This is a genomic window from Serratia sp. CoH_122_TC_1 (assembly GCF_058191755.1).
In genome coordinates this window covers 43,401-56,575 of record NZ_JBXWLA010000021.1, presented here as the reverse complement: position 1 = coordinate 56,575, position 13,175 = coordinate 43,401, and the positions used below count along the sequence as shown (strand labels likewise).

Here is a 13,175-nt window from a genome sequence, read left to right as displayed (position 1 = left end):
TCCTACGCTAAGCCTGTTTTTTGTACAGACCACTATCCACTGAGCGTAATGAACGGTATTTACCCTGCCCCAGCTTAAGGTTTGTCCGCCAGACGTAATCCCCACTCAGATTGATGTGCTCCCATCCCAGAGGGGACAAATGAGAAATCAGTTGCTCATTAATTGGGATCCCTTTTCGTCTCAGGGAATCTATGGCTCTTTCTATATATACCGTATTCCACAGGGAGATCGCCGCAGTCAGCAATGTCAGACCACTGGCCCGGTAGCTCTGATTCTCCAGCCCCCGATCTCTGATCTCACCCAACCGGTGCATAAAGACCGCTCGTGCAAGCGCATTGCGGGCCTCACCTTTATTCAGCCCAGCCTGTACGCGTCGGCGCAGTGATGGATCGCGAAACCAGTCCAGCATAAACAGTGCCCGTTCGATGCGTCCGATTTCCCTCAATGCCTTTGCAAGGCCATTTTGTTTAGGATAACTGGCCAGTTTTTTCATCATGAGCGATGCGGTAACAGTCCCCTGTTTTATCGAGCTTGCGAGGCGAAGTACCTCATTCCAGTGCGTCTCAATGTCTTTAAGATTCAGTGGTGTTGTGGATATCACAGATTGAAGTCCCGGATAACGCTCAGCCTTTCCCTTAATAAAAAGCCGCTTGTCGTGAAGATCCCGGATCCTTGGGGCAAAAGCGAATCCGAGCAGATGCATCAGCGCGAAAACATGCTCCGTAAAACCAGCGGTATCAGTGTAATGCTCTGTAATTTCCAGATCACTTTCGTGGTATAGCAGACCGTCAAGTACGTGGGTGGAGTCGCGCACGCGACTGATCACTTTGGTGTAAAATGGGCTGTATTGATCCGAGATATGCGTGTAAATCTGCACGCCTGGTTCCTGCCCGTATTTCAGATTGACCTGACCCGCATAACGCCCGTGACTCCCCACCCGAAAGTTCTGCCCGTCAGACGAAGACGTTGTACCATCGCCCCAAAATGCAGCCAGATGCCGCTGTTTCTGAGTATTAACCAGCTCAGCCAGCGCGGCTGAATATGTTTCATCCCTGATGTACCAGGCCTGAATGCCCTCCAGTGACGATTTTGTCACTCCCGGACAGGATTCGGCCATTTTCGTCAGCCCCAGATTGATGCCATCGGCCAGGATGGTGGTCAGTAATAACTTTCTGTCTTTTGGTCTGACGTGTTTATTTTTAAGATGCGTGAAATGGCGGGTAAAACCGGTCCAGCCGTCCACTTCATCCAGAATTTCAGTAATTTTAGGGTGAGGCAGCATGCCATAAACCAAATCGGCAAAAGGGGATGCTGCTGAAGGGACACTATTATCCAGCGGGGTTATTTTCACGCCTTTATCCGATATATCAACATCAGGTAAATCACCGACCAGCGCCATCGCATTCACTTCCTCCAGGCGCGATGACAGAAGTGTCATACGGTTCTTGATGTACTCATGGCAATCGGTCGGAATGGCAAGGGATAGCTGATTATCACGGAGTGATTTTTCAAAATCGTCAGACGGGATCAGATAATCATCGAAATTCCGGTAGCGGCGTGATCCCTTTACCCAGATGTCACCAGAACGTAAGGCTCCCTTCAGCTCATTCAGCACGCAAAATTCGTAATATTTTCGATCAATGCCGGTGGGAGTGATCACAGCCTTTCTCCAGCTTTGCGGGATGAACCCGGTTGGCGCGGAAGGCGGTACTTTTCGGAGTTGTTTTCGATACATCTCTCTGACGGTGTCCAGCGCGTCACTGAGCTGCAATGCGGCGGGTGCAGCCCTGAACTGCAACGCAGACAGCATCCGGGGGGCGTATTTACGCAGCGTACTGTATTTTTCTGTGATCAGATGCAACGGGTCAAAGTTGTCCTTACGTGACAGGAAGCGCGTCTCTTCCACGCTGTTGATAAATTCCTGCCAGGGAAGGACGTCTTCTATTGCGGCCCAGGGATCTTCACCAGACTCTCTGGCGTTAAGCAATGCCTGCCCGATGGTAACGTATTGCTTCAGCTTACTCTGAATCAGCTTTCCCGTTTGCTGAAGCCGTTCGGCTTGCGTGCGTTTTGCCCTGCTGAACAGACTGCCCAGAATACGCTCGTGCAGATCAATAACTTCGTCAGTCAGGGTGGCCCTGGCTTCCGATATAACACAAACCAGCGAGGCATAACGGCGAACATCCGTGAATTTTGCCAGGTCCCGGCTACTCATTTTCCTGCCTTCGCGTGCCAGTTTCAGGAGCCGGTTCTGGTGAACGGAAAGCGCAATACCGTCAGGCAGTGCCAGCGCCTCAATCGCATTTAACCGGTCGATATGTTGCAGGACATTTTTGCCATTAATTTTTCCCGGAGGCTGGAGCAGCCAGGCCAGCCGTGAGGGTTGCTCACCCTCAGATCTCAGCAGACGGTCCAGTGCCGCTTTGTGCCCTGGTTCAAGCTGCGCGGTAAGCGCAGAAAAAACCGCCCTGTCTGCAAGCGTTGCTGCTTCAGCCAGGGTCCGCTCAATGACATCAACTGAGGGGAAAATGACATTCTTATTGTGAAGCCAGGAGAGCATTTCTTCCGCAAGCAAAAAACCTTTGTCTGTCCGCATAGCGTGGGGATAAAGGTGGCGAATGCAGGTTTTTTGCAGCGCCCGGTTGAAAGGGGATAATTCCAGATAGCGGTATAGTTCAGCCAGATGCTCCCAGCGGGTGACCTCTCTTGATGCATACTCGGCCCACAAATCAGGCTGAAGTTTCAAATGAGCCGCAAGCCGGGAAACAACCCCGTCGTGAGGGGAAATATTTTTGTCGGGAGGAAACCCCGACCCTCGCAAATAACAGAGTAAAACAGCAAAGCCCAGGCGATTTGCAGGTCTGCGGTGTTTATTAATAAGAGCGAGGTCATGTTCACTCAAAAAACACATGCGCGCCAGAAGAACGTCATCATCCGGCACAACCAGCAAGCGCTCTTTTTCTTCACTGCTGAGTATTTGTCTCCGTGGCATAAATGCTTCCTCTGCATATAGTTCGTTTTGGTTATCGCTTTACACTGACCGAAACCGGTCGGTTTCGTACACTAGTCAGCCATACTGTACGAAAGTGAGTGAATTCACTATCGGACATACGTTATAATTCGTACATCCTTTTCGTACAGAAAATATCACTATGTCACGTGTTTTTGCTTACTGCCGGGTTTCGACTCTGGAACAGAACACTGAAAACCAGCGCAGAGAAATTGAGTCGGCAGGTTTTGCCATCAGACCCCAGCGACTGATTGAGGAGCAAATCAGTGGTTCGGTTGCTGCCAGCGAACGCCCCGGATTTATCCGACTGCTTGATCGCATGGAAAATGGTGATGTGCTGATTGTCACCAAGCTGGACCGTCTTGGGCGTAATGCCATGGACATAAGAAAAACAGTTGAGCAACTGGCGGCGTCAGATATTCGCGTTCACTGTCTAGCCCTGGGCGGGGTGGATCTGACCAGCCCGGCAGGAAAAATGACCATGCAGGTCATCTCTGCTGTGGCGGAATTTGAAAGAGATTTGCTGCTTGAGCGTACGCACTCTGGTATCGCGCGAGCAAAAGCAGCTGGAAAACGGTTTGGACGCCCTTCAGTACTGAAGGAAGAACAGCAACTTACGGTGATTGCACGGATTAACGCCGGAATAAGTATCAGCGCCATTGCGCGGGAATTTAATACTACCCGGCAAACCATACTCCGGGTAAAAGCAGGGCAGCAATAATCCTGAGTGTAAATACAGCTCAAAACCTCTTAGCTGGATGGTCTGCTATGTGCCAAAAGCGGAAGTGAACAACTCAATTCAGACTAGCCAGTTTCAATTCACTATTAATATACAAAAAATTAAACGCGGTAACTTATAATATATTATTCGCTATTTTGAGTTTTCAGGGATGTTTGGGGGAGACTTTATACAAGATTGCGCACTGACTCACGGGTAATTACTAGGCATGATTTACCCATGATGCCATGCGACAATACTTATGGCTTACTTATAGGCGTTTGGTCTCTGGTTCAAGTCCAGCAGTGTCCATCAAATAAAACAAAGAACTACGCAATTATAAATACGCCATCAAAAAATTGAATTTCGTCAAAACTATCAGGATAGAAAATTTCTAATAACATAATTCTCCGCAAAATCCTCTACTAACCTTCCTTTAATTTTGACGCTTCCTTTATAACCAATTTCAACAAAATACTCCTCGTTAAGGATTTTCATATTAAAACCTATCTTAGTTAAGTTTGAATCAATATCTCCGAGATAGTTTTTCATCTTGCTAATCAGATCAGAATTTGAAGAAACAACCATTTTCACTCGCGAGTCTTTGAACAATTCGTTGGTTGTAAGCTCAACATCAGTCAAATTAACATCATATTCCTGTTTACACAGTAACGATATAACACCCTTTAAGTTGATAATTTTATTAGCAATAATACATTGAAAACCCAAAGCTTTCAATAAATCAGTCCTGAATGGTATTAGTGATCTTGTCGGGTTAGTAATATATAGCGTATTGTCTTTTATTTTAACTTCATTGATAGCGTAATCAATAGTCGTATTTTCATACTCATCTCCGAAGGGCGTCACAACCTTATCAATATTGATATTCTTTTTTATGTGCCGAAAATAAATCCCATTATCATTTCTCTTATTTAGACTAAAACCAGAATTGGCATCATGTGTAAAACGATGTTCAAGAAATCGGTTAACGATTTGCTCGTGATTTAGTTTTGACTCGAAATCATAAAATACTATTCTTTTTTCCATCGCAGCGTCTCTTTATGGTAATGAAGAATATACTTTAAGAGCTGTTTGATATATTAACTTACCTATATTTTCTTGATCGCTCTTCAACGGATTTTCTGTAGTGACATTAAGTTTATCTCTTGACGAATATTTTTGCACTGTTTTAACACAATATTTTAACCCTTTAGCCTTATCTTTATCACTAAACTCTATCTCAACAGTGTAACAATCAGATTTATCCGAACCAACCATTGGAATAACCTTACGTATCTTCCAAGTTATTTTATAAATGTAATAGTTATCGGCATTTAAACTACCATATATTTTAGAGGTTAATATTTGCCTTCCTCTTAATATAGCATTCCTAACCTCTCCAGTGAAAGCTTCGTCAACACTTTCACTTTCATCTGTCAAAGAACTTTCCTGCTCCTTCTTCTCATCAACTTTTTTAACTGCAACAGTGACTACATCATAAACATCATAACTTTCGACATTATTTATTACTTCCAGGAAAAATTTGTTTCTTGTCTCTATGCTAGAGAATTCAAAATCAAACTCAATTGGTTTTAACTCTGTTTGTAGCTTTGCAGAAAGTTGACTAATTAAATGCTCCTTTATAATAGAGCCAACTTTATTAGCGGGGTAATTTAACATAGCTCCCTTATCATTTATGTCACATTCAACAATGCCTTTGCGGAATGATTTTTGGCGCATAGGTGGTTTTGAATGATCAAATTCCACATATTCATAATTGATTACTACTTTTTTATACCCAAACTTTTGAACATTCGCAGTTATTTGATGGTCCTCTAAGGCGCCTTTTATTGCATCAAAGGTTTGTACGATCTGCGTTGTTGTAACCTTTTTATCAATATCAATACTCGACTTACTTTCCTTTTTATCCTGATTAGCAAGTAAAGAGGATAAATAAACATATTCATAATAGTCGAATCTGAGGTATTTTAGTATGTTAATCAATTCTTCTTTAGACGCTAAAGGCGAAACAATGATATTTCGCTCTTTTAAAATTTTAATTAAATGCAAAGGTTTTATTTTTTGAGCTAAAAGACCATCTCTTATGTTTTGATCATTCATATAATATATGCTATGACCATATTTTTTCTCTACCTCACTCACGACAACACCCCCAACTCAATCGGCGAAAATTGTGGAATAACTTGATCAATTGTACCTTTAACCATGTTGTTGGCTAAAGCTCTTGACTCTTCTTCACTGCGGCCTAAAAACTTATAATATTTACATATGGCAGTTATTAAATTATTAGCAGCGTGATCATTCTTTTTGGTAAGTTTAATCCTAACGTTAATAGTATTATCTATTATTTGATAATAACTTAATGCATCAATAAAATAATCAAACTCTTCCTCTTCTGAACCATCTTTTGTATAATATATTAAATAACCAGCTTTCTCTTTATCACATTCCGCATGTTTTATTATAATCCAAGGAGAAGATAAAACATTAATGGTAGCAGGCTCTGTATAATCATGGTCAAAATGATTTTTAATTAGCATTTCATTTGGATGATAGTAACTAAATTTATTCAACTTAGGTAGCTCATCCTTGCCTATCATTACTCTAATATCACTGGCAATGCTATTCAAAGTAGTAATTTGATAGGGAGAAAAAATACAAATCATTTTGTCACTATCTAAATGATTATCATCACTTCCAATCTCTGCGACTATTTCTGAAAAATTCCCGTTATAACCACCGCAATGATTATATACAAAGAGCATTCCTATAACTGAAAAACTCCCTATCGGCTTGAAAAGCTTTCTCCAATTGTCATTATATGCCGCACAATTAGTTGCATATGAAAGTGAATGGATTGCCTTATTAATTTGCTCTTTACTTATTGTAGTTTTCGCATAACTTTTTAGATCAGTGTTTATATATTTAACTTCGCCATCGTAAGGATCTCTGTAATAAAAAACACAATCTGAAGGATGATCCTTTTTTCCACCATGCTCTTCTGGACTGTTACAATCCCAACTATGATCAGAAACAACCTTTCTTTCCCATTTAAAAACTGCGAACAAGTTGTCTGCTACTTTTTCTGCCATTTCAGATATATGCTTTGTTTCACTCATTAGATATTCCGTTTAATTGAGAGCATATGAAGGAACGCTACCGCCCTCAGCAAAGACAAAGCTGAATATGATAGACGCCTGGTTGTAAGTACGCTTGGAACGTCATTTATTTAATACATAGTTTTCTCTTGTAAGCAACTGTAACTTAGCTCGTGTTCAGCCCAAAATCCCCGCTGGCTCACGGAATGCAACAGCGAGCGGCCTCATGAATACCTGAATAACCGGTCACCAGATGAGTACCGGCTGATGATAGAAAAACCGGAAACTTCAAAAAGTGCGTGGAGCTAAAGTGGTTATGCTTATAGTGTGTTAAGGTGAATCATTGATAACTTTACTGGGTGAGATGCAATAAATGGAGAAGATCGAACGTCGGTTTCAACGCTGGAAAGTCATTATGGTTCCGGGGGAGAAATCCTATGAAAGCTGGGATGAAATGGTGACTGGTGAAAACTTTCCAGAAGAGGCTAGACAAAAATATAAAACGCATCGTACTAAGGCAATCGATCAGACTTTGAACCAACCCGGTTACATTCATACCATGTCTGAGAGTGGAATCACTGTCCGGTACCGAATGGAACGCTGGCGCTGAACGTACATAGCCGCAGGACGTACAGGGATGTTATATCAAATATAACGATAACAATCAGTCGTTGTGCGCGTAATGTCTGCTGTTCGCTCACAGCGGACCTTCAGCTCCGTTAACTCGTCCGCTTCGTGCCAGGAGCGGACATTGCGATCATCATAGTGCGCGAATGAGTGAAAGCAGGTTAACTTGGGCACTTGGTGAAGTTCAAAACCTGCTCAAGCTCTTAGCCGAATCATCTCGAGGAAGGACACAGCTCATATGAAGGTTATTGAAAGTGGCATTCGTGACGTAAAACAAGGTGAAAATGTGAAAGTAATCACGCCGGTAAACATCTATGAGTGTGAACTGGGCGATGATGTTTTTGTAGGACCTTTCGTAGAGATACAAAAGGGATGCGTTATAGGCGACAGAACCCGAGTACAGTCTCACACTTTTATCTGTGAGAACGTTACCTTGGGTAAGGACTGTTTTATAGGCCATGGCGTAACCTTTGCTAACGACCTGTTCAAGAATGGCGGTCCTGATGCTTCTGCAGAAAGCTGGATACATATCGTATTAGGCAACGCGGTAACCGTGGGGAGCGGAGCAACTATCTTAACAACGGACATTTGCAGTGGTGCGGTGATTGGTGCAGGTAGCGTGGTTACAAAGCCTGTGTTAATTAAAGGGGTGTATGCTGGCAATCCAGCCAGACTTTTGAGAGAGCTCTAAGCATTATCTCTGAAAATTTTTAGCCCAAACTTATCGCCATCGCAGGTCGTTAAGGTAGGCTTCTCGCCAAAGCGGCCCTCAAAGCCGCTGGATAGGTGATGGGCTGAAGAACTTACCTGTCAGTGATTATGATCCCTTAGAAAAACCGTCAGCACATCTTTCGGAGGAACACCTCCGCACTCTGAAATTAACCAGCCTATTGCCCCACGGTGGTAGGTTCCATGAAAAAGCATATGATTTAGCATGTCTATGGCTGTCATTTCTCCCTCTCCACCATCGACAAAACTGAACTTAATCGTTTCTCCTAAATCGGCCGGAGCCATTGAGCTGACGTGCTGAATATACCAGTTTGTACAGTCTTCCATTTTGACCTCAAGCTCATCTACAGAGGGTGTTTCAGGGGTATTCAGGGCAGTGTAACCATGCTGCCGTCCCGAAATATTTGCTCTGAAAATCATGTCTACCACATGAATATGGTTCATCAATCTTAGCATCAGATGACGCTTTTCTGCATAAGCAGATTCGCTGATAGCTTTAACTGCTTTTAGCGCTTCAGCATCAATCCAGCGCTTGAATTTCAAGAGTGTAACCAGTGTGTTCTTGTCCATGAATTTCTTCCTGATTTGCCAGTTTCAATAGCATATCAATTATGTAGGTCATGTAGCAGGGGTTCTAATTCAAAAAGTATAAGCATAAACAAGGTCCGCTCTTCGCTCATTGCTGCCTGTCATTCCTGCTTAAAAAACAGGCTTAACGTAGGATATTTTCCGTTTTCCAAGCGGCCCCCTTACCTACTTCATCGCTAAAAGTAAGCTAAAAAAACTGGTCTAGCAGGAAAGGGGGTAAAAATCCGTTTGGGTGCATTCGTTGACACCAGGAGCAAGTATTCCTATCATTGTGTTGATAGTTAACACAGGGGGCGTTATGGCCAGAACAACAAGCGTTACGATTGGCGAACAACTCGATTCGTTTATCAGTCGATTAATAGACAGTGGCCGTTACGGCTCTGCGAGTGAAGTTATGCGCTCTGCGCTGCGATTGCTGGAGCAACAGGAAACAAACGATGAAGTTGTTCGCCAGGCTGTTATTGCTGGGCTGGAAAGCGGTGAAAGCTCGCTATCACTGCGGGATATTGCAGCACAAAGAAAACTGAGACATCGTGTATAAACTCACCGAACGGGCGGCAGAAGACTTCGCCGGGATTTATGACTATACGCTCTTAAAATTTGGTGAAGCTCAGGCAGACCATTATACAGACGCACTTGAGGCATTTTTCGAGACGCTGGCCGGAATGCCTGATATGGGGCGGGACTACAATACCGTCCCTGGTGTGATGCGCATTGAATTTCAGCGACATGCCATTTTTTATACGGTCCGTGATACGGATATTCTGATTGCACGTATTTTGCACCAACAGATGAACCATAAACGCCATTTACTGTAAATCTAAACACGCTGCCGCGCTTTGCTTGGCCAACACCGATCCGGCACATAAAAAATTTATGCACCAGATCAGTGTTCTCGGAAAAAAGTAGTGTGTTTTTGAGTTAATGTGTATTTACACATTTGAGTTTTTAACTGTCATTTTCTTTCAGCCAGTTATCAACCAAGTCCTTTATTACATCAGTAATAGATGTACCTTGCTTTGCACACGCAGCTTTGAAGCGGATATGTATTTCTTCATCAAAGTTAACGTTGACTCTCTTCTGCTTTCCTGTGGGTGTGCTATTGACGACTTTTTCAAGATCACGATGCTCACCGAAACTCATTGTTTTTGATGTATGTTGTTTAGTTAGTGCCATACATAACCTCTTAATATGCTAAAATGAGTATATGAGTTTTTACTCAAATGATTCAAGTATTTCTCGCGTCAAAATGGCTATCTCGCCCTTCGCTGCTCCATCGTTGGTATCGAAAACGCTCTCACCCTCCATCACGGATTTAACGTAACTTTGGCGCTGTGTGATCGCTGTTTTGAACGGCTTAATACCCGTCTGAGCAATGCTATCTTTCAGGACGTTAAGCATGGTGGCTTGTTCAATTTTCCGTGTGATGAGGAATCTAGCTTCTACCGGACGATTATAAGCCTGGGCTTCCAGTACAGTTACTACAGAACCGGCAGCGGAAAAATCCAGAGGGCTGGGTGTTACCGGGATGATAATCAGATCGCTGACCATAACGGCTGCTGAAGTAATAACTGATAGAGAACCGGCACCATCAATAATGACAAAGTCATATTCAGCAAGATCCTTTCTTACCTGGTAAACGTCTTTCTCTGATGCTGCGGTGTAAACATCGAATGCTGCTTTCTCTGCTTTATTCCAGTTAGTCAGGCTCATCTGCGGGTCTGTATCTACAACTGCAATTTTCTTACCCGAACTGGCAAGGCAGCTACTGACGTTGATTGCAGCAGTCGTTTTACCAGACCCCCCTTTGGGGTTGAGGAACGCGATGATTTTCATGTCTAAACCTCATTTGTGTGTTTACTCACTTGAGTTTAATTATACACATAAACTCAAATGAGTAAATGTGTTTTGAATGTGTAAATGAGTATATGTGTGTTTTTAAGGATTATACCTTGCGGGGGATGTTGGTTCTAACTGCTACTAGTGACTTATTGCCAACCTCCATCGTATTCACTCCACGTTTCAGCGTGCTTTAATTCTTAACGAGTGTATCTTTATTCATATTTTGTAACGAATGAGGGGGCGGCGATGGAAGTGAACATCAAAGACATTACGGGTAACTGGGATCATGGTGTCGTACTGGACAAGCACAGCAAGTTCAGCGTGGTGACAGGACAAAAAGAGTGGGGTCACAACATTTATGACACTACGCGTACCGAGGTAGGCGAAGCTGTTTATCAGCTTAAATATAAATCTGACTGGACTCAGGTTCAGCCGCTGGCCAAATACCTTTATGCTAAAGCCTACCCACTATTTCAAAAAGTCGGGTTCATTCTCCCTATGGCCGCTTCTAACGTCCGGGCACGGCAGCCTGTTACAGAGGTTGCTCAAGCGCTGGCACAATTAGCCGGTGTCCCCTGCTTTGACGATCTTCTGTTGAAAGCTCCAGGGGGTGTTTCACTCAAGAATCTGAATACCAAGCAGGAAAAAGTTGATGCCATTGGCGGCAGCTTTTCCATAAATCCTGTTATCTCTAATGAAGGCAAATGTATTAGACGTCAATTACTTTTGCCGGGGGTCATGTATTCAATGTGTTGATGCTCCATCAAACGTAGTGCTCACGTTCAATGAAAGTGCCAATGATCCTGTCATGCATTTCTGCTAACTTTGAATATCCCAGCGTCTTACGATTGAGTCTTTTCAAACGGTTACGCAACGTCAGATTTTCACGCTCAATACGCTGTGTATACAGCTTACCAACGATATGCTTTGCTTTTGGTAGTTTTTCGTTGTAAGCCCTGTAACCATCAGTGCACCAGAAAGCCACACTGAACCCCGACAGCAGTTTCAGCAATTTACACAGCGTTTTCTTGCTTCTGGAGCCAAAAACATGGGCGATAATCCGCTTCAACCGCGGCTCCCATACGTACCACAGCCAGCGCTGCCGTTTCTTGTTGCCAACAAATGACCACATTTCATCCACTTCGCAAATCAGTTGAATTTTCAGGTTATCCAGTGGCAGCGTTGTTACATTCCTGGGTGAGAGTTTTTTAAAGTGCGTACAACGGCATTGATACTGATATGTAACGCCCTTGCGGTGTCACGAATACCGGCATTATTCATTGCCAAGTCAACGATTTGCTCTTTCATTCCAGGTTGGCAGGCGCGATAGGCATAATCGAGCTGGAAGGTGCGTTTACAGGTCTGACAACGGTAACGCTGATGACCACTTTTGCCGTGACCGTGTTTCTTAACAGGGTCTGTTTGTTCACAAAACGGACACCTTACATCAACTTTAGCCATCATATCCCCGCATCAAAAGCAGAGATCTTACACCATAATCAACATATTGAATACTTGACCCCTTTGGGTCGTGACGCAGACTAAGAATACAACAACACTAAATCTGCGTCACGACCGCCTTTGTGTTCTATATTTCCTAAAAAAATATTGCATAGCCATCATATCGTCCCCGACCTGGACGAGAAAACCCCTACGTTTCGGTATAATGTTTCTTATATCAACAGTTGGGTAATGTTTTCTAAGGTTTATCATCAAAACAACTGGTTCATCGGAGTTCATTATTTATTCACTTACTATTCAGATTCACTGTAAAAGCTAGATCCTAGGTCTAACTAAGATCTTACTCTTAAAAAACCAACTACAATTTTGATCAGCATTCATGTTTGATTAAAGTCTACCTTTCCTAGCACGAGCTTGTGTCCATGTAAAACCACATCCTCACAGCAGTAGACTATTCATAAATAATCTCATAGGTAGCATAGCTCTGCATTAGGCCAGTGGTCGTCTTAGCTGGGGTCTGCGTCACATAGCCAATATAGTAAGTATAGGTACTGGAATCATTGGCGCCCAATACCGGCTGTACGTTATTTTGGTTTGGATCGGCAGGAATAATTTTATTCGACTTGTCCAGGGTATCGTTACCGTTCACCGACAGCGCTAAAGCGATATTACTGGCACCCTGGCTCAAACTGTTGACCAGATATCCCAAGTCTTCATTATTGCTGCCCTGCAACAAATTCCCTCCAGTCCATCTGACGTTGATTTTGCTGAGTCCCACATTACTGCTGACCGTACTGGCGTCAATCAACTGACAGTCTGATAGGCGGATGGTGAATGACTTCGGCTTTAAAAAAGCGCCAGCACCGCGATTGTGCACTTCCTGCAAAGAAACCGGCGCAAGATAAACATTAGCGTCGCTGCCTTGACCATTAACCGACACGGTGCAGGAGATATTTGTTACCTTGCCAAGGAAGTCCACGCGTCCACCGTCGACGTCAGGCGTCGCAGCTTGTGCAATGGAGAACAATGACGCACCTGTAATCAGTAATGATAAATAAGCTTTATTCATCGTATTATTCCT

15 protein-coding genes are annotated in these 13,175 nt (G+C 43.4%); 6 read left to right on the top strand and 9 right to left on the bottom strand.

The window, feature by feature from the left end:
• Positions 1 to 7: 7 nt before the first annotated feature.
• Positions 8 to 2,992 (bottom strand): Tn3 family transposase, encoded by a 2,985-nt coding sequence (locus AC2FC2_RS22930; protein WP_325779464.1) that lies wholly within the window; start codon positions 2,990 to 2,992, stop codon positions 8 to 10.
• Positions 2,993 to 3,152: 160 nt separating this feature from the next.
• Between AC2FC2_RS22930 and AC2FC2_RS22925 the strand changes: the two genes are divergently transcribed.
• Positions 3,153 to 3,731, top strand: coding sequence for a recombinase family protein (locus AC2FC2_RS22925; RefSeq protein WP_013578376.1), 579 nt, complete (start codon positions 3,153 to 3,155; stop codon positions 3,729 to 3,731).
• A gap of 375 nt (positions 3,732 to 4,106) precedes the next feature.
• Here AC2FC2_RS22925 and AC2FC2_RS22920 read toward each other — a convergent pair whose 3' ends face one another.
• The 3 genes from AC2FC2_RS22920 to AC2FC2_RS22910 are packed head-to-tail and all read right to left on the bottom strand — an operon-like array spanning position 4,107 to position 6,868.
• A complete protein-coding gene (locus tag AC2FC2_RS22920) occupies positions 4,107 to 4,775 on the bottom strand; it encodes a hypothetical protein (RefSeq protein WP_265694614.1) in 669 nt (222 codons plus the stop codon).
• A 12-nt stretch (positions 4,776 to 4,787) separates the two neighbouring features.
• The gene (locus tag AC2FC2_RS22915; protein ID WP_265694613.1) at positions 4,788 to 5,891 is read right to left on the bottom strand and encodes a hypothetical protein; all 1,104 of its coding nucleotides are present in this window, start codon (positions 5,889 to 5,891) and stop codon (positions 4,788 to 4,790) included.
• Positions 5,888 to 6,868: a PD-(D/E)XK nuclease domain-containing protein gene (locus AC2FC2_RS22910; RefSeq protein ID WP_308317909.1), complete on the bottom strand. Its 981-nt coding sequence runs from the start codon at positions 6,866 to 6,868 to the stop codon at positions 5,888 to 5,890. Before AC2FC2_RS22910 ends, AC2FC2_RS22915 begins: the two co-directional genes overlap by 4 nt.
• 352 nt (positions 6,869 to 7,220) lie before the next feature.
• On the opposite strand from AC2FC2_RS22910, the gene AC2FC2_RS22905 reads away from it, so the two are divergent.
• Positions 7,221 to 7,457 carry a hypothetical protein gene (locus AC2FC2_RS22905; protein WP_155483167.1) on the top strand — a complete coding sequence of 79 codons (237 nt, stop codon included), beginning with the start codon at positions 7,221 to 7,223 and terminating at the stop codon, positions 7,455 to 7,457.
• 255 nt (positions 7,458 to 7,712) lie between these two features.
• Entirely contained in the window at positions 7,713 to 8,165 is a 453-nt protein-coding gene (locus AC2FC2_RS22900) for an acyltransferase (RefSeq protein WP_033761045.1), read from the top strand.
• Between the two features lie 119 nt (positions 8,166 to 8,284).
• Here AC2FC2_RS22900 and AC2FC2_RS22895 read toward each other — a convergent pair whose 3' ends face one another.
• The gene (locus tag AC2FC2_RS22895) at positions 8,285 to 8,773 is read right to left on the bottom strand and encodes a DinB family protein (protein ID WP_187501639.1); all 489 of its coding nucleotides are present in this window, start codon (positions 8,771 to 8,773) and stop codon (positions 8,285 to 8,287) included.
• Positions 8,774 to 9,089: 316 nt separating this feature from the next.
• Here AC2FC2_RS22895 and AC2FC2_RS22890 point away from each other — a divergent pair, with 316 nt between their 5' ends.
• Both AC2FC2_RS22890 and AC2FC2_RS22885 read left to right on the top strand, forming a co-directional pair.
• Positions 9,090 to 9,332, top strand: coding sequence for a type II toxin-antitoxin system ParD family antitoxin (locus tag AC2FC2_RS22890; RefSeq protein ID WP_008815935.1), 243 nt, complete (start codon positions 9,090 to 9,092; stop codon positions 9,330 to 9,332).
• The gene (locus AC2FC2_RS22885; protein ID WP_008815936.1) at positions 9,325 to 9,609 is read left to right on the top strand and encodes a type II toxin-antitoxin system RelE/ParE family toxin; all 285 of its coding nucleotides are present in this window, start codon (positions 9,325 to 9,327) and stop codon (positions 9,607 to 9,609) included. Before AC2FC2_RS22890 ends, AC2FC2_RS22885 begins: the two co-directional genes overlap by 8 nt.
• Positions 9,610 to 9,739: 130 nt before the next feature.
• On the opposite strand, the gene AC2FC2_RS22880 is transcribed toward AC2FC2_RS22885, so the two are convergent.
• Positions 9,740 to 9,967, bottom strand: coding sequence for a plasmid partition protein ParG (locus AC2FC2_RS22880; protein WP_008815937.1), 228 nt, complete (start codon positions 9,965 to 9,967; stop codon positions 9,740 to 9,742).
• A 39-nt stretch (positions 9,968 to 10,006) separates the two neighbouring features.
• On the bottom strand, positions 10,007 to 10,627 hold the full coding sequence (gene parA, locus AC2FC2_RS22875) for a ParA family partition ATPase (protein WP_008815938.1): 621 nt from the start codon (positions 10,625 to 10,627) through the stop codon (positions 10,007 to 10,009).
• A gap of 252 nt (positions 10,628 to 10,879) precedes the next feature.
• Between parA and AC2FC2_RS22870 the strand changes: the two genes are divergently transcribed.
• Positions 10,880 to 11,389: a ComF family protein gene (locus AC2FC2_RS22870; protein ID WP_209634110.1), complete on the top strand. Its 510-nt coding sequence runs from the start codon at positions 10,880 to 10,882 to the stop codon at positions 11,387 to 11,389.
• A gap of 7 nt (positions 11,390 to 11,396) precedes the next feature.
• On the opposite strand, the gene AC2FC2_RS22865 is transcribed toward AC2FC2_RS22870, so the two are convergent.
• A protein-coding gene (locus tag AC2FC2_RS22865; protein WP_209634078.1) for an IS1 family transposase occupies positions 11,397 to 12,094 on the bottom strand; the annotation gives its coding sequence in 2 pieces (ribosomal slippage) (positions 11,397 to 11,845 and positions 11,845 to 12,094; 699 coding nt in all).
• Between the two features lie 451 nt (positions 12,095 to 12,545).
• Positions 12,546 to 13,163: a fimbrial protein gene (locus AC2FC2_RS22860; RefSeq protein ID WP_413510884.1), complete on the bottom strand. Its 618-nt coding sequence runs from the start codon at positions 13,161 to 13,163 to the stop codon at positions 12,546 to 12,548.
• Positions 13,164 to 13,175 lie beyond the last annotated feature (12 nt).

Coding starts and splice junctions, on each gene's coding strand:
- AC2FC2_RS22930 (WP_325779464.1), bottom strand. CDS start 2,992: ATGCCACGGAGACAAATACTCAGCAGTGAAGAAAAAGAGCGCTTGCTG.
- AC2FC2_RS22925 (WP_013578376.1), top strand. CDS start 3,153: ATGTCACGTGTTTTTGCTTACTGCCGGGTTTCGACTCTGGAACAGAAC.
- AC2FC2_RS22920 (WP_265694614.1), bottom strand. CDS start 4,775: ATGGAAAAAAGAATAGTATTTTATGATTTCGAGTCAAAACTAAATCAC.
- AC2FC2_RS22910 (WP_308317909.1), bottom strand. CDS start 6,868: ATGAGTGAAACAAAGCATATATCTGAAATGGCAGAAAAAGTAGCAGAC.
- AC2FC2_RS22905 (WP_155483167.1), top strand. CDS start 7,221: ATGGAGAAGATCGAACGTCGGTTTCAACGCTGGAAAGTCATTATGGTT.
- AC2FC2_RS22900 (WP_033761045.1), top strand. CDS start 7,713: ATGAAGGTTATTGAAAGTGGCATTCGTGACGTAAAACAAGGTGAAAAT.
- AC2FC2_RS22895 (WP_187501639.1), bottom strand. CDS start 8,773: ATGGACAAGAACACACTGGTTACACTCTTGAAATTCAAGCGCTGGATT.
- AC2FC2_RS22890 (WP_008815935.1), top strand. CDS start 9,090: ATGGCCAGAACAACAAGCGTTACGATTGGCGAACAACTCGATTCGTTT.
- AC2FC2_RS22880 (WP_008815937.1), bottom strand. CDS start 9,967: ATGGCACTAACTAAACAACATACATCAAAAACAATGAGTTTCGGTGAG.
- parA (WP_008815938.1), bottom strand. CDS start 10,627: ATGAAAATCATCGCGTTCCTCAACCCCAAAGGGGGGTCTGGTAAAACG.
- AC2FC2_RS22870 (WP_209634110.1), top strand. CDS start 10,880: ATGGAAGTGAACATCAAAGACATTACGGGTAACTGGGATCATGGTGTC.
- AC2FC2_RS22860 (WP_413510884.1), bottom strand. CDS start 13,163: ATGAATAAAGCTTATTTATCATTACTGATTACAGGTGCGTCATTGTTC.